This window comes from Cryobacterium flavum (genome assembly GCF_900103805.1).
Classification (GTDB): Bacteria; Actinomycetota; Actinomycetes; order Actinomycetales; family Microbacteriaceae; genus Cryobacterium; species Cryobacterium flavum.
The window spans coordinates 18,571-43,262 of record NZ_FNIB01000010.1; the positions used below are offsets into that span (position 1 = coordinate 18,571).

Sequence of the window (24,692 nt, forward strand, 5' to 3'; positions counted from 1 at the left end):
TGTACTCCTAATGTTTCGGGTGTAGTGGGGACTGTGGGGGCAGGCCACTGGCTGCTGCCAGGTCGGCGAGGTTGAGCGTGCCGGTCTCGATCAGGTCGACCCGGCTGACCTCCGGCCCGATCAGGCGATGGGCGAGGGCCAGAAAGTCCTCGGCGCTGTCGCCGGTGGCCTCGTACCGGTAGCTGGGCGGACTGGTGCGTGAACGTTCCAGGCCTTGGCTCACGAGCACCCGATAGACGTCATTGGCCGTTTCGGTGTCGCTTGAGACGAGGGTGACGCCCTCCCCCATCACGTAGGAGATGGCGCCGCGCAGAAAGGGATAGTGGGTGCAGCCGAGCACGAGGGTGTCGACCTGCGCTGCGCGGAGCGGCGCGAGGTATTCCTCGGCGACGGCGAGTACCTCGTCACCGGTCGTGACTCCGGCCTCGACGAACTCGACGAAGCGCGGGCAGGCCTGGCTAAACAGGGTGATCTGGGGCGCGGCGGCAAAGGCATCGTTGTAGGCGCGCGAGTTGACGGTGCCGAGGGTGCCGATGACCCCCACGCGCTGGTTGCGAGTGGTGGCGACGGCGCGGCGCACAGCGGGCTGAATAACCTCGATCACGGGCACGCTGTAACGTTCGCGGGCATCCCGCAGCATCGCTGCTGAAGCGGTGTTGCAGGCGATCACGAGCAGTTTCACGTCGTGCGCCACGAGATCGTCGAGCACATCGAGGGCGAATCCCCGCACGTCGGCGATCTTCTTCGGCCCGTACGGCGAGTGGGCCGTGTCACCGATATACAGAATGGATTCGTTGGGTAACTGGTCCTTGATCGCCCGGGCGACGGTCAGGCCGCCCACTCCGGAATCGAAAATACCAATCGGTGCATCCGTCACGGTGATCAAGCCTAGCCCGACCAAGCGGATAAGCTGTGCCGGGTGACCCCGTCCCCCGCGTTCCTCGCTCCAGCACACCGTGGCCCAGCCGGCCTCACACCAGCACTGCGCACCGATCGGTACGAGCTCACGATGGTGGATGCCGCCATCCAGAGCGGCACCGCCGATCGTGCCTGCATGTTCGAGGCCTTCGCCCGCCGCCTGCCAGCCGGTCGCCGCTACGGCATCGTTGCCGGCACCGGTCGCCTGCTCGAGCTGATTCGTCAGTTTCGCTTCGACACCGACGAGCTGACCTGGCTCGCCGAGAACTCGGTCGTACGCACTCCCACCCTCGACTATCTGGCCGATTATTCCTTCAGCGGTAATGTCTGGGGCTACCAAGAGGGTGAAGCCTATTTTCCCGGATCGCCCCTCCTACTGGTGGAGAGCACCTTCGCCGAGGGCGTCATTCTGGAGACCCTCATTCTCAGTGTGCTCAACTACGACATCTCCGTTGCCAGCGCCGCCGCGCGCATGGTCTCGGTGAGCCTGGGCCGCCCGATCGCCGAGATGGGATCCCGGCGCACCAACGAGCACTCGGCGGTCGCCGCCGCCCGCGCCGCTTTCATCGCCGGCTTCGCATCGACCAGCAATCTGGAGGCCGGCCGCCAGTGGGGTCTGCCGACCATGGGTACCGCGGCCCACTCGTTCATTTTGCTGCACGACAGCGAGGAGGAAGCGTTCCAGGCGCAAGTGGATGCCTTTGGTTCCGCCACGACACTTCTCGTTGACACCTACGATGTACCGGCCGGCATCGCCCTGGCGGTCAAGATCGCGGGGCCGGACCTCGGCTCGATTCGCATCGACTCTGGCGATCTGCCCACCGTCGTTGCCGCAGCACGCGCGCAGCTCGACGCACTCGGCGCGGTCAACACGAAGATCACGGTCACCAGCGACCTCGACGAATTCGCCATCGCGGCCCTGTCCGCCAGTCCGGTGGACGCCTTCGGCGTCGGTACCTCCGTCGTCACCGGGTCGGGCGAACCGGCCGCCGGCCTGGTCTACAAGCTGGTCGCGCACAAGGGCCACGGCGACGACTGGATCTCCGTCGCGAAAACGTCGACCGCGAAGCTCTCCATCGGCGGCCGCAAGAATGCACTCCGCCGAGTGGATGCCGTCGGTACCGCCCAGGAAGAAATCGTGCTGCTCGGCGACGGCCCCGGTAGCCCGTCCGACTCCGGCAGCGGCCTGGAGCGGGCGCTGCTGGTTCCGCTGATCCAGGACGGCCGTGTCGACGAACGGTACCTGGGAGCAGCCGGAACGCTGCGCGCACGCGCACACAACGCATCCGTTATGCAGGAACTGCCAATCGAGGCTTTTCGATTGGGGCGCGGCGAAGCCGTTATTCCCACCTCATACCGCTAGCCGCGGAGCTACTTGGCCTTCATCTTCTCGTAGATGGCCTTGCAGGTCGGGCACACCGGAAACTTCTCCGGGTCACGGCCCGGTAGCCATTTCTTGCCGCACAGGGCTTTAACCGGCTTGCCCGAAATGGCAGATTCGAGAATCTTGTCTTTCGGGACGTAGTGCGAGAACCGTTCGTGATCGCCGGGCTCGATCTGCTCCTGGTTCAGGAGTTCTTCGAGCTCACGGTCGAGCGTGGACGTTCCGCCGCCGGGCTGGCCGGGTTCTGCAATGCTCGCACGAATTTCAGTCATGAGAACAGTCTAAGCAGTCGGCCGGTCAGGCGCGCTGGGCGGAGGCGAGCATCTCCGGACCGCGCCGGTCGAAGGCGCGAGATCCGACCCAGATTCCCACGACCACGGCGAGGAGGCCGAGGCCAAGGCCCGCGCCGAGCGCGCGCAGATGCCAGGCCGGATCCTCGAAGATTCCGAGGTAGGCGAAGATGAGCGCGGGCAGCGCCACCACGATCGATCCGGTGAAGGTCAGCGACTGCACCAGCGCCGAAGCGGTTTCTGAGGCCTGCGGCTGGGCGAACGGGCTGTCACCGGGTTTGGTCACCGGGTACGGAAAGCGGGTGGACGTATAGCTGGAGAAACCCAAACCAGCCAAGAGGATGCACGTGCTCACCCCCAGCATTGACGGCAACACCGACCAGTCTCCGTAGAACGAAATACTGACGGCCGAGCCAATACCGATGAGCAGGATGCCCATGACGAGCGCGGGAACGAGCCGGCCGATACGGTCGGCCAGGCCGCGCGTTCCGGAAGCCACGTGCAGCCAGATGGCCGTGCTGTCGTAGGCAACGTCGTTGTGCATGGTCCAGCCGAGAAAAATGCACATGAGCGGCACTGGCACGAGAGCGAGGTAGTGCAGCGGCACGCCGACGATACTCAGCGGCAGGATCGCGATGATCGGAACGATCGGAATCATGATCAGCGACACCCAATACCGCGAGTCGCGCGCCCAATAGGTGAAGGTGCGTGCGGCGATCGCGCCAACGGAACTGTGCGGCAACCGGTCGAACCAGCCCAGCCCTGAGTACTTTTTCGCCGCGGCCTCACGGCCAGGCGAGACCAGCATGCGGGCAACGACGAGCTGCCAAATGAGCCACAGGGTGTAGGCAGAAACCGCAGCGATGAGCAGCTTGAGAATGGCAGCGCCCCAGGCGCCTGTGGAGGCATCCCCTGGAGCAGCCCACGCCGCGCCGAGCGGCGTCCAGCCCAAAATCGTGGCGAGGGTGGCCAGCAGGCCACGGCCATGGCGACCCCAGTCCGTGCTGAGCAGCACCACAACGAGTGGAGAAATCACGACCAGCAGGACGACACCGATCATGCCGGTAAACTCCCGCGAGCGTCTGGTCGACAGGAGGAAGGCTGCCAGGGATGCGCTCACCCGCGACAGCAGAATGCAGGTCGCGAGGATCAGCGCGGCGGATACCAGAGCGAGCAGGGTCTGTCCGATGCCGCGCGACCAGGTGAAAACGGTGCCGAGCAGCACGATCGAAAGGGTGAGCGCCGGAACGCCGATCAGCGCCGAGCCGGCTAGACCGAGCGACAATGAACGGTTGGAAATTCCGAGGAACGCAAACTTGCGTGGGTCCATGCTGTCGTCGATGCCGACCACGATCGGGATGACCAGAAAGCCCAGCGCCACGGCCGATCCGGCCACAATAAGCGAATCACGAATGAGTGCGGGGTCTCCGACGAACCGCAGGGCGATCAGCGCAACGAAAATTGTGATGGCGACGCCGAGGCCGTAGAGCAGTCCGACGACGAGGCCGACGACCTGCCAAGGACTACGACGGAACAGGTTGGCGAGCAGCCGGAGTTTCAGTCCGAAAAATTGTGCAACCATTCCATGCCCTCCGCGACCTTGCGCCCGCCGGCGAGTTCGACGAACCGATCTTCCAGCGTCTTCTCTCCACGCACCTCGTCGACGGTTCCCGCCGCCAGGACACGGCCCTGCACGATGATGGCAACGTGATCACAGACGCGCTGGATCAGGTCCATGCCATGGCTGGACAGCACGACGGTTCCGCCGGCGGCGACGTACTTCTGCAAAATCTCGGTGACGTTGACCGCGGAAACCGGGTCGACCGACTCGAACGGCTCGTCGAGCACGAGCACACGCGGGGAATGAATCATGGCGCAGGCGAGGGCGATCTTCTTGGTCATTCCGGCGGAGTAGTCGGCGACCAGACGGTTAAGGGCGTCCTCGAGGCCGAACGCTGCTGCCAGGTCGGCCGAGCGGGCGCGCACGGTGTCGTTGTCGAGGCCGCGCAGGGTGCCCGCGTAATAGAGGAGTTGTGCGCCGGTGAGGCGGTCAAAGAGGCGAAGTCGGTCGGGCAGAACGCCCATCACGCGCTTGGCCTCATTGGGCCGGGCCCAGACGTCGATACCGTGGACCAGGACTTTTCCGGCGGTGGGCCGCAGCAGCCCGGTGATCATCGATAGGGTCGTGGTCTTTCCGGCCCCGTTCGGCCCGACGATGCCATAGAACGAACCGGCTCGAACGCTGAGGTCGAGATCGGAGACCGCGACGTTGTGACCGTACCTCTTCACGAGTCCGACGGCTTCAATGACGATCGGGGCTTGCACGATCGAAGTCGCATCGGCGGCCGGCTTCACGGTCGGCTTCACGTCTCGGGGGCTAACGGACTTCACGGCTGGCTGTGCGGCCGTGCTGAGAGTGTCCGTGGTGGGCGTTGTCTGGACGGCCGGATCGCTGGTCGGTTCCGGCAGCGGTGCCACCGGCGTAGCAAGCGACGCTTCCGCTTCGATCGTGACGAGCGCATCGCGGGTCGCGTAGGGCCGCGTGGTTTCGTCGGTGGAATTCTCGGCGAGCGTCTGTTGATTCGGCCTGACCGACCCGGCAACGGCAGGGGATTTCGGCGTCGTCGGTTTCTTCGGCGTCGTCGACGTGCTCACGGTCGGCTTGCGCACCGCTGGTTTACGCACCGCGGGTTTGCGCGCTGCTGGTTGACGCACGCCGGCAGCCGGCCGGACAGTAGCCGCCTTGGTCACCGCAGGCTTGGCAGCAGGCTTCACCGCTGCCGGTTTGTCGGCAGTCGGCTTGGCAACAGCAGGCCTGGCAGCAGCTGGCCTGGTAGTCGCCGTCGTGCGCACGGCTGGCTCACGCACCGCCGGTTTGCGCACGGCTGGTTTGCGCACGGCTGGTTTGCGCATGGCTGGCTTGCTGGCCAACGGCTTAGCGGCGAGCGGCGCCGTCGACTCGGCTGCGCGGTTCGCGACAGACTCGTCGTCACGTTCGGGGTGGGGCGGCACAAAAGTCACTCCGCTAACCTACCAAGGACCGCTGCCCCGGGGGCGCGGAAGACGTCGCAGCCACCGTTTCAACCTGTGAGCACGCTCCACGCCGGGTCACGAAATGGACACGTGCTGAGCAGATTCTTCCTATGGAACGACCCAACAGGTTATGGTGAGATTGACATAACGGTGTGTCTTTACGTGAACATGTGGGTGAATCCTAAGCAAACTCTTCGCAACTGAGTGGGTTTTGCGGCGTGGCCCCAACCATTCTTGAGGAGATAATCGTGACGACGCAGGCAAAAGTGCGCGCAGTCAAGACGCAAGTTGTCATTCTGGCGGCCGGCATGGGCAGCCGCCTTGGGCGTTCGCTGCCCAAGCCGCTCACCGAACTGAACGACGGCCGCACGATCATGCAGCAGCAGTTCGACAACATCAACCACGCCTTCGGCAACGCTGCCAAGGTCACGATCGTCGTCGGGTACAAACTCGAGCACATCATCGAAGCGTTCCCGCAGGCCTCCTTCGTCTACAACGAAGAGTACGATCAGACCAACACGTCGAAGAGCCTGCTACGCGCCCTGCAAGCGTCGAAGCCCGGCGGAGTGCTCTGGATGAACGGCGACGTCGTCTTTGACCCGGCCATTCTCGACCGCGCGGCCGCCATGATGGCCCGCGACCAGTCTTTCGTCACCGTCAACACCGACAAAGTGTCCGATGAAGAGGTCAAGTACACCACGAGTGCCGAAGGCTACATCAAGGAACTCTCCAAGACCGTCAAGGGCGGCCTCGGCGAAGCCGTCGGCATCAACTACGTGTCGAGCGCCGACAAGGCCACCCTCATCCGCCAGCTAAGCAAGGTGGCCGACCAGGATTACTTCGAACGCGGCATCGAGCTGGCCATCGAGCAGAACCGAATGCTGGTGGAGCCGGTGAACATCTCCGATTTCTACGCCGTCGAGGTGGACTTCGCTGAAGACCTTGAGCGCGCCAACTTGTTCGTCTAACCGGCACACCACACGACAAAACCCTCACGCTTCGGCGTGGGGGTTTTGTCGTTCTGGAAAGGTTTAACCGTTGCCATCGTGCCCACACTTCGCGGGTACAAGACGCCCCGAGTGAAGCCGGTGCTGATCGCGACGGGACCCATGCACGTGCGGTCGTGTTATGCCGACGTCGGCATAAGTCGTGGGACATTGCCGATCTGCGCACTCCGTGGCGGGGGAAGCCTTCAAGGCCCACTCGATCTTCGACATCTGGTCTCGCAAGATCGTCGGCTTCCGGGTCGAGAAGCGCGAGAGCAACCATCTAGCGGTGGACATGTTCGAGACCGCGTGGCGAGAGGCCGACCTCAAGCGTGAGCTCACACTACACGCCCACCACCAGAAGAACCCGGAATGATTCCGCACACAACCGAAAACACCCGCGCGAGCTGGCGTCGTCGGGATCAATTTGCCCGAGAAAATCGCCAGAAATCAACCCAAGTGACTCAAAACAGCTTGACGTTGATACTTGAAACAGCCGTTCGGGGCATGACCCTCAACTTGGCTGTCGGCCCCGCGAAGGGTCTGTCTTTGCTTTCGGCTTGCCCGGCGGATGCCGGATTCGCTCCACGCAAGGCAGAGAATGAAGGTGTCGAAGTGGGTCGACAGAACGATCGAACAAAAATGTGAGCGCGCCGCTGGCGTAGATTTGAACTAGGAGACTTTCAGAGGATGGACCGACGTGGCGAAGGATAGCTTGACCGACGACCGCAACACTCTAGAGGTCGAGACCGTGGTGTTGGTCGCCGAGGACGGAACGCCCATCGGTACGGCCGACAAAGCGCTCGTGCATGACCTCGATACTCCCCTGCACCTTGCTTTTTCCTGCCATGTATTCGATGAGCACGGGCGCATTTTGGTCACCAGACGGGCGCTGATAAAAAAAGCCTGGCCCGGCGTGTGGACAAACTCCTTCTGCGGTCACCCGGCACCCGGTGAAACCCTGGCGGATGCTGCCCTACGCCGGGCGAGCCATGAACTCGGCATCGGGCTGACCGAACTCACCCTGGTCTTGCCCGATTTTCGGTACCGTGCAGTCGACGCGTCGGGAATCGTGGAAAACGAAATATGCCCGGTTTTCACGGCAGTCACGTACTCGACGGTTGAGCCCCGTGCCGACGAGGTCATGGAATGGCGGTGGGTGACTCGCGACGACCTTGTGATGGCGGTGCGCACCACCCCGTGGGCGTTCAGCCCCTGGCTAACCCTGCAACTTCCCCTGCTCTTCCCTCACGACTAGTTCGGCCCGATCGAACTCAGTTGTTTCACCCGCGAGCGTCAGCCCGGGACGAAAATGGCCACGTGAACGCTGCATCGGCATCCGGAGTTGCCCGCAATGTTGTGGTCAGTGCGCCGCTGCACGCTTTGGCTCGAGATCATTTTGGTGACCATCGACATCGGCCTGGCCGCCCACTGTTTTGCGCGAGTCGGGCGCGCCCGACTCTAACCGGTGTCAACAGCAGCTCGCGGCTACGCCGCCGATCATTCTACCAGAGCCTGGCCTCGTTTCTCAGGGAGTCCGAAGGTGCCGAGCGCGGCAACCACGAAGAACCCCGCGAAAACTGCAAAAAGCAGCCCCGTCCCGCCGGCCTCGCGCAGTAGGGGCACGGCCAGTGGTGCAAGGATGGCGGCAATGCGGCCATTGCCGGCCGCCCACCCCGCGCCAGTAGCCCGAATGCGAGTGGGATAAACCTCCGGTGTCACCGCGTAAAGTGCTCCCCACGCTCCGAGGTTGAAGAACGAGAGCAACATGCCCGCTGCGATCACTTGGCTGCTATCCGTTGCGATGCCAAACAGGGCAGCCGAACTGGCGGAGCCGATCAGGAAGACAGCGAGGGTGCTACGTCGGCCCCACCGTTCGATCAGATACGCCGATGCGGCATAGCCCGGAAGCTGCGCCACGGTGATGATCAACGTATACGCGAAGGAACGCACCAGCGAGAAGCCGGAGGCGACCAGCACGGTAGGCAACCAGATGAAAGCACCGTAATAGGAGAAGTTCACGCAGAACCAGACCAACCACGGGGCGGCCGTGCGGCCACGCAGGCTCGGCGACCACAGCGCGGCGAAGCCCCCTGTGGAATCTTTTCGTTCGACTCCGCCCTGAACGGCCGGGTCCGATTCTGGGGGTGGAACCGTTACTTTGGCCGAGAGTTCGAATCGGCGAACGGTCGACTCTGCCTTTACAAACCGCCCACGCGACTCGAGAAAACGAACCGACTCCGGAAGTCGCAGGCGCACGAACACGGCGTAGAGTGCCGGGGCCGCACCGACAGCCAAGGCCCAGCGCCATCCGTTCTCTGATGACGGCACGACGAGAAATCCGATCACGGCCGCTAGGGTCCAGCCAATCGCCCAGAACGATTCCAGCAGCACGATGATGCGACCGCGAATCCGTGGCGGCGCGAACTCGCTAACGAGGGTCGAGGCGACCGGAAGCTCGGCTCCCAGGCCGAGCCCCACGAGGAATCGCCAGGCGATCAGCACGGCCACCGATCCGGAAAGAGCGGATGCTCCCGTCGCCACGCCGTAAACGAGGAGGGTCAGCGCAAATACCTGGCGGCGTCCGATGCGGTCGGCCAATAGTCCACCGAGAACGGCGCCCACTGCCATGCCGACGAAACCGGCGGACGCGATCCAGGATAATTCCATGCCGGTCGTGTTCCATTGCACCGCTAATTGGGCCAGCACGAAGGAGATGAGCCCCACATCCATGGCATCCAACGCCCAGCCCAGGCCGGAGCCGACCAGAAGACGTCGATGTTCCCGCGTAAACGGCAGGGCATCCAATCGGGCGGTACGCGTCAATCGTGCCGGGACGTTCACGGGCACTGCTCGATTGACATTTGCGGGAACTTCGGCCACACGGTTTCCACTTCACTTGGACCAGAACAATCAACCAATATTTTACGCGCGTGATTACCGTGGCACCGAGCCCCGGCGCGGCAGCCGAGAAACGGTTACTGTGGCTGCGGCGCCCGCGTCTGGCGGGACGATCACGACTTGCCTGGCCGGAATATCGCAGCCGGCCGTTCGCACCAAAAGTTCGGCCGTTGGATCGGTGCCGCGTTTGATGACCGCGAGCGCGACCGTACCTAATTCAAAATGCCGGGCGACCGAAGTCACCCGCCCGACGATCTGGTCCGCACCGTCTTTGTTCGGTGCCACAACTTCGTCGCCGCGCGAGGGCCGCACACTGTGTTTATCAACACTGTGCGCATCTTCCGGGTAGAGCATCACGAGCCGGCGCGGGGGATGCCCGATGTTGTGCACCTTGGCCACCGTCTGCTGGCCGCGATAACCGCCCTTGTTCAGGTGCACGGCTGTGCGCAACCAATCAAGTTCATGGGGAATCGTCTTTTCATCAACCTCCGAGGAAAAATGCGGCCGCCAGGCTGCTATGCGCAAGGCCTCGAGGGCGTCCAGTCCAGCGACAGGAATATCGGAGGCGACGATCCCCGCCAGGGCGCTTCGCGGCACCAATACCTCGCTGTAGGTCCAGCCCGCCGCCGGATGCCTGGTCGCCTTCGCGTACTGAAATCCACCCGGGCCAACGCTCATCCACCGGTCCCGCCAGACCACGGGAAGCCCATGAGGGGCCGTCACCGGAAGCGTCGGCTGGCCGAGGGTGCCGATGGTCGCGAATTCGATGGAACGATCCAGCAGTTCTACCCGCAGCGCGAATTGCATGCTGCCCAACCATGTGAGCAGCCCTGCTACTTCGTTTCGCTCCAGCAGCAGCCACAGATCGGTTCCGTCATCAAACAGGCGCACCGCATAGTCGATCCGCCCGGTCATATTGAGTAGAAGGGTCTCCGAGGATTCGCCCGGCGCCAAACCGGCGACACTCTGGCTGGTCAATGAATTTATCCAGCTGAGGCGATCTGGACCGCTGATGGTAATCACGGCCCGGTGTGAGAGGTCCACGATCGCGGTTCCTGCAGCCAGTGCGCGCTGCTCGGCGAGCGGGTCCCCATAGTGGGCGGCCACTCCGGCATCGACCGCCTGGTCGGCACCGACCGCGCCGGGCCGGTTCAGAAATTCGTTGAACACGACCGGCGCGTTCCCGACGGAGATCTGCGGAGCGAGCATTCCCTGCGTTGAATTCATCTGTCTCCATTGGGCGCCATCAACTGCCCGATATTGTCGTGCCTGGTTAGTACATTCCGAGTTGGAGCCGAGCGGCTTCCGACATCCTGTCCTGGCCCCACGGTGGGTCCCAAACCAGTTCGATATCGATCTCGCCGACGCCCGGAACCGCCTGAATTGCGGTGCGGGCATCCTCTTTGAGCACATCGCCCATGCCGCAGCCCGGAGCGGTCATTGACATGTTGACTTCGACCCGGTGGGTGCCATCGGGCAGCGGCTCCGCCTGGCACAGATAGATCAGACCCAGATCGACAACATTGATCGGAATTTCCGGGTCGAACACGTTCTTGAGCGCATCGAGCACCTGGTCCAGGTCAAACGGACCGTCATTCATATTCACGGTTTCGGCGACCGGTCGGCTCAGACCGAGCGCGGCCGAGTCTTCGGCACTGATCCGAACGAGGTAGCCCATTGCGGTTTGGACGGTGACGCTCGCACCGAGGGTTTGCGTTATGACAACCTGCTCGCCGGCCTGAAGCAGCATCGGCTGCCCGCCCGGAATCACCGTCGCCTGGCAGCTGTGTTCGAGTTCGACGATCTTGTATTGGCCTGAGTCCATCGGCTACTTCTCCGTCCCGACGACACGGCTGCCGTCCGCGCGGTCGTCACCTTCCAGCGCATTGCGCAACGCCTGCCAAGCCAGGGAGGCGCACTTGACCCGGGTCGGGTACTCCCATACGCCAGAGAGCACCGCGAGCTTGCCCACCTCGGCCAATGCCGCTTCCCCCTCGGATTCGCTGGTGAGCATGGTGTGCACGCGAGCGAACAGCGTCAGGGCTTCCTCCTCGGCCAGACCCTTGACGGCCATGGTCATCATGGAAGCGGATGCCTGGGAAATAGTGCATCCGCTCCCCGTGAAGGCAACGTCGGTGATGACGCCGTCGGTGAGTTGAATGGCGAGAGTCAACTGATCGCCGCATAGCGGGTTAACGGCCTCGATCGAGCACGTCGCACGGTCGATTGTGCGAAAATTCCGTGGCCGGCGGCCATGGTCGATGATCATTTCCTGGTAAAGACCCGCGATTCCCGCACTGACCGAAGCGATCCCTGGGCCGGCCGTCATGGAGCGACCACAGTGGCGTCACTCCCGAACCGGGTGGCGACCACGCGTTCCAACTGGGCGCGCAGTGGATCCAACTCGATCCGGTCCACCATTTCGTGTACAAACGCGTAGATGAGCAGGCCCCTGGCCGCTTCCAGCGGGATGGCACGCGTCTGAAGGTACAGCAGAGCCTCCTCATCCATTTGGCCCACCGCAGCACCGTGCGTGCACTTCACATCATCGGTATAGATTTCCAGCCGGGGCCTGGTGTCGACTTCGGCGCGGTCGGAGAGCAGTAAGTTCTTGTTCTTCTGGTTCGCATCGGTACCGTCAGCGCCATGACGAACCATAATGTGGCCGTTGAACACACCGTGTGCCCGGCCGTCCAACACTCCCTTATACAGCTGGTGGCTGGTGCAGTCCGTCGCGGCGTGATCGACGAAGATCGTGTTGTCGTGGAGTTGATCGCCCTGGGGCAGGTAGACGCCGTCGAGGCTGACCTCGGCGCCGACGCCATCCAGTTGAACTCGCACCTCGTGCCGGGCGATGCTGGCGCCGAGCATGATGGAACGGGAAGAGAATCGGCTGCCCCGCCCTTGCCGCACGGACAGCAGCGCCACATGGAAAGCACTCGTCGGCTCGTTTTGCACCTTGTAGTGCTCAATGTGGGCGTCTTCGGCGAGGAGGAGTTCGGTGACGGCGTTGGTGCAATACACGTCGGAATCGACCCCGGCGTAGGTCTCGACGATCGTGGCACGAGAGTGCGAATCGGCGATTATCACCGAACGTGGACTGAATATCAGCGGGACTCCACCGGTGTCGGAGAAGTAGACCAGCTGAATCGGCTCGTCCACGATGGTGCCGCTGGGAAGATGAATGAATGCGCCATCCTCGGCCAGAGCGTCATTGAATGCTGCGAAGGCGTGACGCACTCCCGGTGCATGCGCGAAAAAGGGTTCGAGGCGGTCAGGCCCGGCTGCCAGCACCGCGGCCAGGGTCGTGACGACCGCACCGGCCGGCACCCCGGTCACTCGCGAGAATTCGGACGAGAAATGGCCGTTGACGAAGACCAACCGTGGACCACCGAGATCGACCGCAGCCTCGTCGATCATTTCTGCCGTCACCCGGATGCCAGATGCCACCGTGGCGGCATCGAACGGTACGGCGAGGATCGGGGCCAACCCGGTGTATTTCCAGTCCTCATCCTTGTGGGTCGGGAAGCCGTGCTCACCCACCCACTGGAGGGCGGCTACCCGCGCCTCGGCGAGCCAGGCGGGATCACGCGCGCCGAGCCGAGGTTCGAAGCCAGCGAGCACTCCGCTGGCCGCGCTCAGAACGGTCATCGCGATATCCCGGCCGTGCTCAATCGACCTGCGTCAGCTTCCTGGGTACCGGTGTAGCCGTGCGCTTCGAGCTCGACGGCCAGGTCCTTGCCCCCGGAACGCACGATCCGGCCGGCGGTCATCACGTGCACCTGGTCGGGCACGATGTAGTCCAGAAGGCGCTGGTGGTGCGTGATGACGAGCATGCTGCGGCCTTCGCTCCGGAGGGCGTTCACCCCGCTGGCGACCACCCTTAGAGCGTCGATGTCCAAACCGGAGTCGGTCTCATCCAAAATCGCGAGTTTGGGTTCCAGGATCGCCATTTGCAGGATCTCGTTGCGTTTCTTTTCACCGCCGGAAAATCCCTCGTTGACCGAGCGATTCATGAAGGTCTGGTCCATCTCAACGAGCTTCATCTTCTCCTGAGCCAGCGCCAGAAAGTCCACCGGATCCAGTTCTTCTTCTCCACGCTGGCGGCGCAGGGAGTTCAAGGCGGTGCGCATGAAGTACATGTTTCCGACGCCGGGAATCTCGACCGGATGTTGGAAGGCCAGGAATACACCGGCGGCAGCGCGCTCTTCCGGTGACAAGGTCAGCAGGTCCTGACCCTCATACGTGACGCTGCCAGAGACCTGGTACCCCTCGCGGCCGATCAATACACTGGCCAAGGTGCTTTTTCCCGAACCGTTCGGGCCCATGATCGCGTGCACCTCACCCGGTTTCAGTTGCAGATTCACCCCTCGCAATATTTCTTTGTCCTCGATACTGGCGTGCAGTTCTTCGATTTTCAGCATTAGCCAACGCTTCCTTCCAGGCTTACGGTTAACAGTTTTTGCGCCTCAACGGCGAATTCCATGGGCAGCATCTTGAATACTTCACGGCAGAAACCGTTCACAATCATCGACACCGCCTCTTCTTCCGGGATACCCCTCTGCCGGCAATACAGGAGTTGTTCCTCGCCGATTTTGGAGGTCGATGCCTCGTGCTCAACCTGCCCGGTCTGGTTCTTCACCTCGATGTACGGAAGCGTGTGTGCACCGCTGTCCTTGCCGATCAACAGCGAATCGCACTGGGTGAAGTTGCGGGCTCCGACGGCCGAATGTCGCATGTCCACCAGACCGCGGTAGGTGTTCTGCCCGTGACCGGCTGAAATAGCCTTCGAGATGATGGTGCTCTTGGTGTTCTTGCCGATGTGCACCATCTTGCTGCCGGTATCCGCTTGCTGACGTCTGGCCGTCAATGCCACCGAGTAGAACTCGCCGACCGAGTTGTTACCCTTAAGAACCACGCCGGGGTACTTCCAGGTGATCGAGGAGCCGGTTTCCACCTGGGTCCAGGAAATCTTTGCATTGCGGCCGGAAGCCATACCCCGTTTGGTGACGAAGTTGTACACGCCGCCGTTGCCGTCGGCATCTCCGGGATACCAGTTCTGCACCGTCGAGTACTTGATCTGGGCATCGTCCAGTGCCACCAGCTCAACCACGGCGGCGTGCAGCTGGTTCGTGTCACGAACGGGTGCCGTGCAGCCCTCGAGGTAGCTGACATAAGCGCCCTCTTCGGCGATGATCAGGGTTCGCTCGAACTGGCCGGTGTCGGCGGCGTTGATGCGGAAGTAGGTGGACAGCTCCATCGGGCAGCGCACGCCCTTAGGGATGTAACAGAACGAACCGTCGGTGAACACCGCAGCGTTCAGGCAGGCGAAGAAGTTGTCGTTGTACGGAACCACGGAGCCGAGGTACTGACGCACCAGATCCGGATGCTCCTGAACGGCTTCCGAGAAGGAGCAGAAGATCACTCCAACCTCGGCCAACTTGTCTTTGAACGTCGTGGCAACCGAGACCGAATCGACGATCGCGTCGACCGCCACGCCGCTGAGACGCTCCTGCTCACCGAGCGAAATGCCGAGCTTGTCGAACATCTCCCGCAGCTCCGGGTCGACCTCGTCCATGCTCTCCACGCGTTTTTTCGGCTTGGGAGCGGCGTAGTAAATGATGTCCTGGTAGTCGACCGGCCCATAGGTGACGTGCTGCCAGGTCGGTGCCGTGAGCGTGGTCCAGTTCCGGTAGGCACGGAGCCGCCATTCCAACAGCCAATCCGGCTCATTTTTCTTGCTCGAAATCAGTCGGATGATGTCTTCGTTCAGCCCGCGGGGTGCGACGTCAGTTTCGAGATCGGTCACAAATCCATACTGGTATTCCTGGTTCGCTAATGCGCGGACCTCGTCAGAGATACCAGTCGAGGTTGTGGGTGCACTCATTTCGTCTCCATGTCAGTTGTTGTTGGCTGCGAGCAGCCCGATCGTTTCGGTCAGCGACGCTGTGAGGGAAGTGCCGCGATCAGCGGGTGATCCTTGGCGTATGGGCCGACCTTGGCCGCTCCACCCGGGGAGCCGATGTCGTCGAAGAACTCAACGTTGGCCTTGTAGTAGTCGGCCCACTGCTCCGGCACGTCATCTTCGTAGAAGATCGCCTCGACCGGGCAGACTGGTTCACAGGCTCCGCAGTCGATGCACTCATCGGGGTGGATGTAGAGCGCCCGGTCACCCTCATAAATGCAATCGACGGGGCATTCATCAATACATGCCCTGTCCTTGACGTCCACGCAGGGCAAGGCGATGACGTAGGTCACAGTACCTCCACCCCGAACACCGCCGGGACCTGGTCGAGAGCGTTGAGCAACACGGTGATCTCGGCGACCGTGTTGTAGGCCGCGAAGGTCACTCGCGTGGTCGCGGCCACGTCCAGACGCTGGTGCAATGGCCAGGCGCAGTGGTGGCCGACTCGCACCGCGACTCCGGCATCGTCGAGGATTTGGCCAACGTCGTGCGCGTGCACGCCGTCGACCACGAAAGACACCACACCGGTACGCTCCGCACCGTCGGCCGGTCCGACGACACGGATCCAGGGGCGTTGGGCCAGGCCGGCCAGCAGGACTTCGGTGAGGGCCTGCTCATGGGCGCTCACCCGCGGCATCCCCAACCGGGTCAGGTAATCACAGGCCGCAGCCAGGCCAACGGCCTGCGCGGCCACCGGGACACCCGCCTCGAAACGTTGCGGCGGCGCGGCGTAGGTTGAGCCTTCCATGTGCACGGTGTGGATCATCGAGCCTCCGGTGAGGAAGGGGGGCATGGCTTCCAGGAGGCGAGAGCGGCCCCAGAGCACACCGACCCCGAGGGGGCCGAACATTTTGTGGCCACTGAAGGCAAGAAAGTCCACGTCGAGATCGACGACGTCGATCCCCAGGTGCGGCACCGACTGGCTGGCGTCGAGCACGGTCAGAGCCCCGATCTTCCGGGCCCGAGCCACAATGGACGAAACCGGATTGATGGTACCCAAAACATTGGACACGTGCGTGAAGGCGACCACCTTGGTACGGTCGCTGATGACCGTCTCCAGATCGTTCAGGTTTAAGCGACCGTCATCGGTGACACCGATCCACCGCAGGGTAGCGCCGCTGCGCCGGGCAAGTTCCTGCCAGGGAATGAGATTGGCATGATGCTCCATCTCGGTGATCACGATCTCGTCGCCCACGCCGAGCTTGAACCGCGCCGCGACATCCGCTTCGACGCCGTCCATGGCCCCGGTAGCGGCCGCGTTGCTGAACGAATACGCCACGAGATTCAGAGCTTCGGTAGCGTTCTTGGTGAACACCACCTCGTTAGTTTGTGCGCCGATGAACCGTGCAACGGTCGCGCGCGCCGATTCAAATGCTTCGGTGGCTTCCTCGGCCAGCTGATGAGCACCACGGTGAACCGCGGAGTTGTGTTGCTCATAGAAGGTGCGTTCGGCATCGAGTACCTGGTGCGGTTTGTGTGACGTGGCCCCGGAGTCGAGGTACACCAATGGTTTTCCGCCACGCACGAGACGCGAGAGAATCGGAAAATCGCTACGGATGGCGGCCGACTCCTCGATGCTGAATGCCGCGTTCGCGCCGACGTCAGAATTGATGGCCTCGGGGCGGGTGATCGGATGCACTCCCGTGATTAGTCCTGCACTGGTACTCATGCATTTGTCCCGTCGTTACAATTATTCGTGTCCGAGCTGGTAGTCGTGGCCAGAGCGTCAAGGGGGATGAACGTCGCGCAGCTGTGTGCGCCCCCAGCCAGAGTCGTGCGTCGTTGAACCGGAACTCCGAGCAGCCGGGAGAATGCCTCGGTCTCAGCGTCGCAGAACTCCGGAAACTCGGCCGCGACATGCAGAACGGGGCAGTGCCCCTGACACAGCTGCACACCATTCGCTGGCAGGTCAGCTCCGACCGGCCGGATCGTCGCCGCGAAACCTTCATCGCTCAGTACCGACGCCAGTGCCTCTGCACGGGCGCGGACATCTCCGCCGGTCGAGGGCAGTTGTGCGGCGTAGCCTCGCTCGAGTTGTGCGCTGCGTTCACGGGCGAACTCGCCAACGGCATCCGCTCCGGCGCGTTCGGCGAGAAAGCGTAACGCCGAGGTCGCCACATCGGCGTAGTCAGCCCCCAGACCGGCATGACCGGACGCGGAGAGGACATAGGCGCGGGCCGGCCGGCCGCGGCCACCTGACGTAGCGGGCACGTGTTCTTCGACGGCCCCTTCCTCGGCGAGCTGGTCGAGGTGGCGGCGAACGGCGGCGGGCGTCAGTCCCAAGCGCGCGGCCAGATCGGCTGCGGTCAGTGGGCCATCCTCGGCGAGCATCTGCCGCACGCGGTCCCAGGTGCGTTCCTCCAGACCATTCGCTCCAGGGTTCGACCCGTCTGTGCCAGCGGTTCCACGGCGGTGAGCTATTAACATGACATAAGCATGTCCTAATTCAGCTCGGCTGGCAAGTCAACGCGCCGGTCCACCGTCTGGCAGCAACTAGAGTCGAGCAGGCGGTGGGGTCGTTACCCTCGAGTCAAAGGAGAACGCGTGCTTTTTCGCCAACTGGAATATTTTGTCGCTGTCGCACGGGAACGACACTTCGCGCACGCGGCTGCGGCCTGTCACGTTTCCCAGCCCGCCCTTTCCGCGGGAATCAGCAAGCTGGAGCAGGAACTCAATGTCTCACTGATCAACCGTGGTCATGCTTTTGAGGGGTTGACGCCGGAGGGCGAACTCGTGGTGATGCGGGCCAAACGGATTGTGGCGGAGCGTGACACGCTCAAGGCGGAGGTTCACGCTCTCAAATCCGGCGTGACCGGCGTACTGCGTCTTGGCGTCGTGCCCAGCGCATCGACAACGGTCGCGCTACCGGTTGCGGCGTTCTGTGCCGCGCATCCGCTGGGCGCGACACCTGCCAAACCGGCGTCACAGAAAAAGGCCACATGGCCAAGATTCTTCTCGTCCTCTACCCAGATTCCGTCACCGGGTACCCGCCGCAGTGCGCACGCGACAGCATCCCTGTACTTGATAACTACCCAGAACGGGAGCTCGCGAGCGCTGACATCGTGATTTCCCAACCATTCTAGCCGGCCTATTTGACCGCAGAAAGGATCGCGAAGGCGCCAAAATTGAAGCTCGCGATCACGGCCGGCATCGGTTCGGATCACGTTGATCTCGACGCAACAATCAGCCACGGCATCACCGTGGTCGAAGAGACCTATAGCAACAGCATCAGTGTCGCCGAGCACGCTGTTATGCAAGTCCTCGCTCTCGTTCGCAACTACCTCCCCTCGCACGAAGGGGTCGTCAATGGTGGCTGGAACATAGCCGACAGCGTCGAGCGCGCCTATGACATCGAGGGAATGAACGTCGGTGTCATCGCGGCCGGCCGCATCGGTCGTGCCGTTCTGCGCCGACTCGCACCCTTTGATGTTCACCTGCACTACACCGACAAGAACAGGCTGTCCCCCGAAATCGAGCGCGAACTTGCGCTGACCGTCCACCCGGATGCGGCCTCGCTCGTGCGGGCCGTCGACGTGGTATCGATCCATGCACCGCTGCATCCACAGACGCATCACCTCTTCGACGACGCCCTGATCTCATCAATGAAACGAGGCTCGTACATCGTGAACACGGCCCGAGCCGAGATCGCTGACCGCGACGCGATCGTTCGCGCGTTGGAGTCCGCGCAAATCGCCGGATATGCCGGCGACGTCTGGTATCCGTAGCCGCCAGCGGCCGACCACCCCTGGCGCACGATGCCGCACAACGGCATGACCCGCCACGTGTTTGGGTCGACTCTGTCCGCTCAGACAGCGAGAGCACCGATGTAGTACTGGGGAACGCCGCGGTGACTGCGGTGGGATTCCAATCCGCTGGTTTGGAACTGCTGCCCGGGTCAGAGCGTGGTCAGCACCTGCTCACGCACCTGTTTGCGCAGGATCTTGCCGAGCAGGCGCGCGGGGTTGCATCCACCGGTGATAGTGAGTGCCTTAGCGCGGTCGACGATCGTGGGGAAGCCGTCCTCGTCGACGGTCGCGACGTCCCCGGTCACGACGCCAGCCGCCCGGGAACAGCGTGGTTCTCTCCCAGGTCGTGGCACGCGTTCCAACCAGTGCCGCGGTCGCAAACACGTGCCGCGAGCGCCGGGTCACCGCAGAAACGCCGGTTTTACCGGTGGGCGGCGAGCAGCTCGCGGGTGAACGGATGCTGCGGCGCCGCAAAGAGATCGACCGCCGGCCCCTGCTCCACAACAACGCCCTCCTTCATCACGAGGATCTCGTGGCTCAGTGCCCGGACCACGGCGAGGTCGTGCGAGATGAACACCATGGCGAGTCCGGTGGATTCCTGGAGAGAGGCCAGCAGCGCGAGCACCTGGGATTGAACCTGCGCGTCGAGCGCCGAGACCGGCTCGTCGCACACCAGGATGCTCGGCCGCCGTGCGAGCGCCCTGGCGATCGCCACGCGCTGCCGCTGCCCGCCGGAGAGCTCGTGCGCGCGCCGGCCAAGCAGCCCTGTCGCCAGCGCCACCTGCGCGAGCAATTCCACCGCCCGAGCCGTGCGCCACCGGCGTGGAATCCCGTCGAGAGCGATAGCCTCCAACAGAATCTGCAGCACCGTCGACCGCGGGTCAAAGGCGCTCAGCGAGTCCTGGTGGATGATCTGGAGACATCCCCGCCGGGCCCGGCGCTGGGATTCCGGCAGGCCGCTCCAGGGCTCGCCGTGCAGCAGCACCGAACCGTGGTCGGGCGACTGCGTGCCCAGCAGCATCCGTGCCACGGTGCTCTTTCCCGAGCCTGACTCGCCCACGATGCCCACGGTGTGGCCGGCTCGCAGTTCGAACGAGACCCCGTCGACGGCCGTCAGCGTTCCGTATGCCTTGGCGAGGTCGTGTGCGGCGAGCACCACGGGGCGCAGCTTCGGCGCCGTGGCCGTGCCCAGCGCGGCAGCGGCCAGCAACTGACGAGTATACGGATGCTGCGGCGCGGCAAACAGGGCGTCCGCGGCCTGCACTTCCACGAATCGGCCGTCCTTCATGACCGCCACCTGGTCGGCCAGCTGGCAGATGATCGACAGGTCATGGCTGATCAGCAACAGGGCGAGGCCAGATTCCTTCAGCTCACGCAGCAGTCGCACGACCTGCGCCTGCACCGTCGCGTCGAGAGCTGTCGTGGGTTCGTCGGCGATCAGCAGCGACGGCGATGCCGCCAGTGCCGCGGCGATAAGCGCGCGCTGGCGCAGCCCGCCGGAGAGCTCGTGCGGGTACTGCCGGGCACGCCGGGCCGGATCGGGCATGGCCACCTGCCGGAGCAGCTGCAGCACGCGGCGAGAACGGTCGACACGGCCGAGCTGCGGTTCGTGCACCTCGAGCGGTTCGGCCACCTCGGCGCCCACTCGGCGCAGCGGGTCGAGAGAGACCAGAGCGTCCTGGCTCACGAGCCCGACCCGCGCCCCGCGGAGGCCCCGCCAGCCTTGAGGGGAGAGGGCGCGGGCGTCGACGCCGGCCACCGTCAGTTCGTCAGCGGTGACCCCGGTGCCGGCGAGCCCGATCAGGCTACGCGCGGTCAGGGTCTTACCGGCACCGGACTCCCCCACGATGCCGAGGCACTGCCCAGCCTCGATGCGAAACGACACCCCATCGACCACGGCGGCCCCGCCCGGCACGACGACGCGCAGGTTGCGCACACTCACGACGCTCATCGTTGCCGCCCCGCCGCGCTGGCCTGCAGGTGCCGTCCGAGAACGCTCGTCGAGACCACGGTCGCGGTGATCACGATTCCAGGGAACACAGCGATCCACCAGGCTGTAGCGAGAAAGTTGCGTCCCTCGGAGAGAATGAGCCCCCACTCCGGTATGGGCGGCTTCGGTCCGAGGCCGAGAAAACTGAGGCCGGCGGCGGCCGTGATGGCCGTGCCGATTCCCATCGTGGCCATCACGAGCAACGGCCCGAGCGTGTTCGGCACCACGTGCCGCAGCACGGTGACCGCCGGCGACACCCCGAGTGTGCGGGCGGCCTCCACGTAGCCGGCCCGCTTCACCACCAGGGTCTGTACCCGGGCGACGCGGGCATACGACGGAATCACCGCGATGGCGACCGCGATCAGCAGACTCGCCTCCCCCGGCCCGATGATCGCTATCACGATCAGCGCTAGCAGAAATTCCGGAAACGCCATCACGATCTCGATCGCCCGGCTCAATACACCGTCGCCGACCCGGCGCATCAGCCCGGCCAGAGAGCCGATCACCAGGCCCGCCAGGAGGGCAATCAGGGTAGCCCCGAAGCCGATCGCGAGCGAGTAGCGCGAGCCATAGATGACACGTGCGAACACGTCGCGGCCGGCCTGGTCGGTTCCAAACGGATGCCCAGGGCCGGGCGCCAGCAGCGCAGCATCGATGTCCGTGCGCACGGCATCAGCCCCGGTGAACAACCGAGGAAACAACGCGGACAGCAAGAGGAGCAGTAGGAAGCCGGCGGCCACCCAGAGGGCCGGTGTGGGCATCCGGGTCACGCGTCGGGTGCGGGCGGTTCGGGAGCGCGCGGCGGCGAGAATGCTCACGCGTAGGCCTGCTCGGTCGCCAGGCGCGGGTCGAGACGGTCGGCCACGAAGTCGACCAGCAGGTTGACCAACGAGAACGACACTGCGGCGAGCACAATAATGCCCAGCACCACAGGCACATCCCGATTGACGATGGCGTTCAGGGCCACGCGTCCGAGTCCGGGACGGGCGAAGACGGTCTCTACCAGCACCGAACCGCCGAGCAAGGAACCGACGATGTAACCCGTGAGGGTGACGCTGTTCGCTGCGGCGTGGCGCAGGGTATGCCGCAGCACGAGGCGGGTCTGGCTCGCTCCACGGGCGCGCACGGTGTCGACGAAGGGCAGAGCGGCCGCGTCGTCGAGGCCCTGGCGCAACACCTGGCTGAGAATGCCGGCCACCGGAATGGCGAGGGTCACGGCGGGCAGCACGAGCGCGCCGAACCCGGCGGTGGCGACCACGGGGAACCAACCCAGTCCGAAGCCGAAAACACCAATCAGCACCAGGCCGATCCAAAACGTGGGCGAGGACACCGCCACGAGCTCGAGCAGGCCAGCCACCGGGCCGGTGCGCCTGCCGCGGCCGAGCAGCGCCGACCCGAACGCGAGCAGCACGGCGAACGAGATGGCGAGGCCCATCAGTTGCATCGTCGGCGCGAGTTGCTGGCCGATCACCGCGGCGACGGGTTGCTGCATGCGATACGACGTGCCGAGGTCACCCTGCAGCAGGCGGCCGAGGTAGTGGAAATACTGCAGGAGAAGCGGGTCGACGAGGCCCCAGTCTGCTCGGATCTGGTCGCGCACTCGCTGCGACACGTTGCCGAGCCCCACGAGCACGTTCACCGGGTCGCCGGGGATCAACCGCAGCGAGAAGAAGCCCACGGTGGCGGCGCCCCACACCACGAGGATCATGCCGCCGAACCGGCCGGCCAGGCGGGCGCCCGGTCGGCCGGATCGACGCGCACGGCCCTCGCGGTGCGCGGTCACGGCGCGGTCGTGAGGGACGCCTCGTAGAAGAGCGGCTGCCCGTACAGATCGAAGCTCAGGTTCTCGATGGTCTTGATGTAGGCGGTGATGGCGGTGGGTACCGTGATCGGCACCATGACCACATGGGTCGCGTTCCACTGCTGCAGCTGCTGGTAGAGCGCTTCGCGTTCGGTCGGATCGCTCGTGGCGATGGCGTCGTCGAGCAGCTGGTCGACGACCGGGTCGGCCGTAGACGAGCCGTTTTTATAGCCGCCGCTGTGCAGGTGGGCGCGCAGGACGTCGGCGTCGACGCTGGGGAAACTCCAGTCGGACAGGTCATAGTCGCGTGCGTCGAAGGCCTCGTAGTATTGGGCGATCTCACGGTTGTCGCGCACGATTTCGAACCCGATGTCGCGCAGGTCAGACTGCACCACGTCGCCGAGGCTTGCGTTGGCGTCGGAGACCGGGGTGTAGGCGAGCCACTGGGCGCTCAGTCGGGCTCCACCTTTGGTGCGGTAGCCCTCGGAGTCGCGCTCGGTCCAGCCGGACGCATCAAGCAGCGCATTGGCCTGGTCTGGGTCGAACGCCCAGCTGTCTTCGAGGCTCGGGTCGTAGGAGTTGGGCGTGGCCGGGGAGAGGATGCTCCAGGCGCGCTCCGCTTGTCCCTGGTAGATGGTCTCGACGGCCGGACCGATGTCGACCCCGAGCGCGAAGGCACGGCGCACGTTCTCGTCGGCGAAGACGCCGTGCGCCTCGTTCAGGAACAGGGTGTACGGCAGGCCAGGCATCGTCACGTTCTGGATGGAGAAGTCGTCGCCGATCTGGCTGACTGTGTTCGGAGTGATGTCGCTGGCGATCTGCGCCTGGCCGCTCGTGAGGGCGCCCGTGCGCACCGAGGATTCGGGAAGGATGCGGAACTCGAGCGTGTCGATGGCGGGCGCGCCCTGATGGGAGCTGCCCTCCGGCGCCCAGTCGTAGTTTTCATTTGCGGTGAAGACGATGCTCTGGTCTGGCGTATATTCGCTCAGCACGTAAGGTCCGGTTCCCACCGAATTGCCCGGTCCACCGGCCGAAAGCTGCGCCGCGTTGTCCCGCAGAGTGGCCGGCGAGTAGAAGCCAAGCTTGGCGGTGCTCACCGCCTGCAGGAATGGCGCGTACGGCTGGCTGAAGTTCACCCGAACGGTGAATTCGTCGATGACCTCGGTGCCAGCGTAGAAGCCGCCGGTTTCGGCGTACCCGATCAGACTGGCAGCATCCGCTGACGCCGTCTCTGGGGCGACGACGTGCTCGAAATTAGCCTTGACGGCCTCGGCGTTGAAGGGTTCGCCGTCGTGGAACGTGACCTCGCCCCGCAGATCGAACGTGTAGTGCAGGCCGTCGTCCGAGATCTGCCAGGACGTGGCGAGCCATGGCACGAACGAGCCGTCGGCTTTCTCATAGACGAGGGAGTCGAAGGAGTTGCGCATCACCAGGGCGGTGGCCTGGAACGCCGACGAGTGGATGTCCATCTTGCCGCCGCTGAGCGTGCCGCCGTTGATGGCGTAGGTCAGCGTGTTCGCGTTGGCGGGGGCACTCGGGGAGGTGGCAGCGCATCCGGAAACCAGAGCGATGGCGGCAATGACGGCGGCGGCGGCGCGAAGTCGGGATGTTGAATGTGCGCGAGTGCGCATAGGTGGGGTCTCTTCTCAGATACTGGTCGAACGGTGACGCATGTTGA

At 64.0% G+C, this 24,692-nt stretch carries 26 protein-coding genes; 7 read left to right on the top strand and 19 right to left on the bottom strand.

Annotated elements, in window-relative coordinates:
• Window positions 1-7: 7 nt before the first annotated feature.
• Window positions 8-877, bottom strand: a complete 870-nt coding sequence (gene murI / locus BLS91_RS14495; protein WP_092341534.1) for a glutamate racemase — start codon at window positions 875-877, stop codon at window positions 8-10.
• Window positions 878-919: 42 nt separating this feature from the next.
• Between murI and BLS91_RS14500 the strand changes: the two genes are divergently transcribed.
• Complete coding sequence (locus tag BLS91_RS14500; protein WP_255410036.1) at window positions 920-2,281, top strand: nicotinate phosphoribosyltransferase; 1,362 nt, start codon at window positions 920-922, stop codon at window positions 2,279-2,281.
• Window positions 2,282-2,289: 8 nt separating this feature from the next.
• Here BLS91_RS14500 and BLS91_RS14505 read toward each other — a convergent pair whose 3' ends face one another.
• The 3 genes from BLS91_RS14505 to BLS91_RS21195 are packed head-to-tail and all read right to left on the bottom strand — an operon-like array spanning window position 2,290 to window position 5,613.
• The gene (locus tag BLS91_RS14505) at window positions 2,290-2,574 is read right to left on the bottom strand and encodes a DUF3039 domain-containing protein (RefSeq protein WP_092341477.1); all 285 of its coding nucleotides are present in this window, start codon (window positions 2,572-2,574) and stop codon (window positions 2,290-2,292) included.
• Window positions 2,575-2,599: 25 nt separating this feature from the next.
• On the bottom strand, window positions 2,600-4,174 hold the full coding sequence (locus tag BLS91_RS14510) for a hypothetical protein (RefSeq protein ID WP_092341478.1): 1,575 nt from the start codon (window positions 4,172-4,174) through the stop codon (window positions 2,600-2,602).
• Window positions 4,150-5,613, bottom strand: a complete 1,464-nt coding sequence (locus BLS91_RS21195) for an ATP-binding cassette domain-containing protein (RefSeq protein ID WP_420838508.1) — start codon at window positions 5,611-5,613, stop codon at window positions 4,150-4,152. Before BLS91_RS21195 ends, BLS91_RS14510 begins: the two co-directional genes overlap by 25 nt.
• Before the next feature lie 260 nt (window positions 5,614-5,873).
• On the opposite strand from BLS91_RS21195, the gene BLS91_RS14520 reads away from it, so the two are divergent.
• The 4 genes from BLS91_RS14520 (at window position 5,874) to idi (ending at window position 7,869) form a co-directional block, all read left to right on the top strand.
• Complete coding sequence (locus BLS91_RS14520; protein ID WP_255410035.1) at window positions 5,874-6,593, top strand: phosphocholine cytidylyltransferase family protein; 720 nt, start codon at window positions 5,874-5,876, stop codon at window positions 6,591-6,593.
• Window positions 6,594-6,801: 208 nt separating this feature from the next.
• Entirely contained in the window at window positions 6,802-6,987 is a 186-nt protein-coding gene (locus BLS91_RS14525) for a hypothetical protein (RefSeq protein WP_092341479.1), read from the top strand.
• Window positions 6,984-7,259 (top strand): hypothetical protein, encoded by a 276-nt coding sequence (locus BLS91_RS19675; protein ID WP_134505244.1) that lies wholly within the window; start codon window positions 6,984-6,986, stop codon window positions 7,257-7,259. The genes BLS91_RS14525 and BLS91_RS19675 overlap by 4 nt, the downstream gene beginning before the upstream one ends.
• Before the next feature lie 52 nt (window positions 7,260-7,311).
• Window positions 7,312-7,869 carry an isopentenyl-diphosphate Delta-isomerase gene (idi, locus tag BLS91_RS14530; RefSeq protein WP_241983096.1) on the top strand — a complete coding sequence of 186 codons (558 nt, stop codon included), beginning with the start codon at window positions 7,312-7,314 and terminating at the stop codon, window positions 7,867-7,869.
• 242 nt (window positions 7,870-8,111) lie between these two features.
• Here idi and BLS91_RS14535 read toward each other — a convergent pair whose 3' ends face one another.
• From BLS91_RS14535 to BLS91_RS14580, 10 genes are all read right to left on the bottom strand, one after another.
• Window positions 8,112-9,461 carry an MFS transporter gene (locus tag BLS91_RS14535; protein WP_420838509.1) on the bottom strand — a complete coding sequence of 450 codons (1,350 nt, stop codon included), beginning with the start codon at window positions 9,459-9,461 and terminating at the stop codon, window positions 8,112-8,114.
• A gap of 87 nt (window positions 9,462-9,548) precedes the next feature.
• Window positions 9,549-10,721, bottom strand: coding sequence for a CAF17-like 4Fe-4S cluster assembly/insertion protein YgfZ (gene ygfZ / locus BLS91_RS14540; RefSeq protein WP_092341481.1), 1,173 nt, complete (start codon window positions 10,719-10,721; stop codon window positions 9,549-9,551).
• A gap of 64 nt (window positions 10,722-10,785) precedes the next feature.
• Window positions 10,786-11,337 carry a putative Fe-S cluster assembly protein SufT gene (gene sufT / locus BLS91_RS14545; protein ID WP_092341482.1) on the bottom strand — a complete coding sequence of 184 codons (552 nt, stop codon included), beginning with the start codon at window positions 11,335-11,337 and terminating at the stop codon, window positions 10,786-10,788.
• 3 nt (window positions 11,338-11,340) lie between these two features.
• On the bottom strand, window positions 11,341-11,841 hold the full coding sequence (gene sufU, locus BLS91_RS14550) for a Fe-S cluster assembly sulfur transfer protein SufU (RefSeq protein ID WP_092341483.1): 501 nt from the start codon (window positions 11,839-11,841) through the stop codon (window positions 11,341-11,343).
• Window positions 11,838-13,163 carry a Fe-S cluster assembly protein SufD gene (gene sufD, locus BLS91_RS14555; protein ID WP_198412784.1) on the bottom strand — a complete coding sequence of 442 codons (1,326 nt, stop codon included), beginning with the start codon at window positions 13,161-13,163 and terminating at the stop codon, window positions 11,838-11,840. The genes sufU and sufD overlap by 4 nt, the downstream gene beginning before the upstream one ends.
• Window positions 13,160-13,936 (bottom strand): Fe-S cluster assembly ATPase SufC, encoded by a 777-nt coding sequence (gene sufC / locus BLS91_RS14560; RefSeq protein ID WP_092341484.1) that lies wholly within the window; start codon window positions 13,934-13,936, stop codon window positions 13,160-13,162. Before sufC ends, sufD begins: the two co-directional genes overlap by 4 nt.
• On the bottom strand, window positions 13,936-15,399 hold the full coding sequence (gene sufB / locus BLS91_RS14565) for a Fe-S cluster assembly protein SufB (protein WP_092341485.1): 1,464 nt from the start codon (window positions 15,397-15,399) through the stop codon (window positions 13,936-13,938). The genes sufC and sufB overlap by 1 nt, the downstream gene beginning before the upstream one ends.
• Window positions 15,400-15,449: 50 nt before the next feature.
• Window positions 15,450-15,770, bottom strand: a complete 321-nt coding sequence (fdxA, locus tag BLS91_RS14570; RefSeq protein ID WP_092341486.1) for a ferredoxin — start codon at window positions 15,768-15,770, stop codon at window positions 15,450-15,452.
• Entirely contained in the window at window positions 15,767-17,146 is a 1,380-nt protein-coding gene (locus tag BLS91_RS14575) for a SufS family cysteine desulfurase (RefSeq protein WP_092341487.1), read from the bottom strand. Before BLS91_RS14575 ends, fdxA begins: the two co-directional genes overlap by 4 nt.
• Window positions 17,143-17,904 (bottom strand): helix-turn-helix transcriptional regulator, encoded by a 762-nt coding sequence (locus BLS91_RS14580; RefSeq protein WP_092341488.1) that lies wholly within the window; start codon window positions 17,902-17,904, stop codon window positions 17,143-17,145. The genes BLS91_RS14575 and BLS91_RS14580 overlap by 4 nt, the downstream gene beginning before the upstream one ends.
• A gap of 117 nt (window positions 17,905-18,021) precedes the next feature.
• Between BLS91_RS14580 and BLS91_RS14585 the strand changes: the two genes are divergently transcribed.
• Window positions 18,022-18,543: a LysR family transcriptional regulator gene (locus BLS91_RS14585; RefSeq protein WP_276326813.1), complete on the top strand. Its 522-nt coding sequence runs from the start codon at window positions 18,022-18,024 to the stop codon at window positions 18,541-18,543.
• 26 nt (window positions 18,544-18,569) lie between these two features.
• Window positions 18,570-19,202: an NAD-dependent formate dehydrogenase gene (locus BLS91_RS14590; protein WP_276326814.1), complete on the top strand. Its 633-nt coding sequence runs from the start codon at window positions 18,570-18,572 to the stop codon at window positions 19,200-19,202.
• Window positions 19,203-19,372: 170 nt separating this feature from the next.
• Here the strand turns inward: BLS91_RS14590 and BLS91_RS19680 are convergent, their stop codons facing one another.
• The 5 genes from BLS91_RS19680 to BLS91_RS14610 form a co-directional block, all read right to left on the bottom strand.
• Entirely contained in the window at window positions 19,373-19,528 is a 156-nt protein-coding gene (locus tag BLS91_RS19680) for a hypothetical protein (protein ID WP_167552441.1), read from the bottom strand.
• Between the two features lie 116 nt (window positions 19,529-19,644).
• Window positions 19,645-21,174: a dipeptide ABC transporter ATP-binding protein gene (locus BLS91_RS14595; protein ID WP_092341489.1), complete on the bottom strand. Its 1,530-nt coding sequence runs from the start codon at window positions 21,172-21,174 to the stop codon at window positions 19,645-19,647.
• Window positions 21,171-22,031, bottom strand: coding sequence for an ABC transporter permease (locus tag BLS91_RS14600; protein ID WP_241983099.1), 861 nt, complete (start codon window positions 22,029-22,031; stop codon window positions 21,171-21,173). Before BLS91_RS14600 ends, BLS91_RS14595 begins: the two co-directional genes overlap by 4 nt.
• A complete protein-coding gene (locus BLS91_RS14605; RefSeq protein ID WP_241983100.1) occupies window positions 22,028-22,996 on the bottom strand; it encodes an ABC transporter permease in 969 nt (322 codons plus the stop codon). Before BLS91_RS14605 ends, BLS91_RS14600 begins: the two co-directional genes overlap by 4 nt.
• The gene (locus tag BLS91_RS14610; RefSeq protein WP_092341490.1) at window positions 22,993-24,645 is read right to left on the bottom strand and encodes an ABC transporter substrate-binding protein; all 1,653 of its coding nucleotides are present in this window, start codon (window positions 24,643-24,645) and stop codon (window positions 22,993-22,995) included. Before BLS91_RS14610 ends, BLS91_RS14605 begins: the two co-directional genes overlap by 4 nt.
• Window positions 24,646-24,692 lie beyond the last annotated feature (47 nt).

Excerpts from the sequence above, each read along its gene's own strand:
- sufD (WP_198412784.1), bottom strand. The coding sequence starts at position 13,163 with ATGACCGTTCTGAGCGCGGCCAGCGGAGTGCTCGCTGGCTTCGAACCT.
- BLS91_RS14575 (WP_092341487.1), bottom strand. The coding sequence starts at position 17,146 with ATGAGTACCAGTGCAGGACTAATCACGGGAGTGCATCCGATCACCCGC.
- sufB (WP_092341485.1), bottom strand. The coding sequence starts at position 15,399 with ATGAGTGCACCCACAACCTCGACTGGTATCTCTGACGAGGTCCGCGCA.
- BLS91_RS14505 (WP_092341477.1), bottom strand. The coding sequence starts at position 2,574 with ATGACTGAAATTCGTGCGAGCATTGCAGAACCCGGCCAGCCCGGCGGC.
- sufT (WP_092341482.1), bottom strand. The coding sequence starts at position 11,337 with ATGGACTCAGGCCAATACAAGATCGTCGAACTCGAACACAGCTGCCAG.
- sufC (WP_092341484.1), bottom strand. The coding sequence starts at position 13,936 with ATGCTGAAAATCGAAGAACTGCACGCCAGTATCGAGGACAAAGAAATA.
- ygfZ (WP_092341481.1), bottom strand. The coding sequence starts at position 10,721 with ATGCTCGCTCCGCAGATCTCCGTCGGGAACGCGCCGGTCGTGTTCAAC.
- sufU (WP_092341483.1), bottom strand. The coding sequence starts at position 11,841 with ATGACGGCCGGCCCAGGGATCGCTTCGGTCAGTGCGGGAATCGCGGGT.
- BLS91_RS14510 (WP_092341478.1), bottom strand. The coding sequence starts at position 4,174 with ATGGTTGCACAATTTTTCGGACTGAAACTCCGGCTGCTCGCCAACCTG.
- BLS91_RS14595 (WP_092341489.1), bottom strand. The coding sequence starts at position 21,174 with ATGAGCGTCGTGAGTGTGCGCAACCTGCGCGTCGTCGTGCCGGGCGGG.
- BLS91_RS14610 (WP_092341490.1), bottom strand. The coding sequence starts at position 24,645 with ATGCGCACTCGCGCACATTCAACATCCCGACTTCGCGCCGCCGCCGCC.
- BLS91_RS14580 (WP_092341488.1), bottom strand. The coding sequence starts at position 17,904 with ATGTTAATAGCTCACCGCCGTGGAACCGCTGGCACAGACGGGTCGAAC.
- BLS91_RS19675 (WP_134505244.1), top strand. The coding sequence starts at position 6,984 with ATGATTCCGCACACAACCGAAAACACCCGCGCGAGCTGGCGTCGTCGG.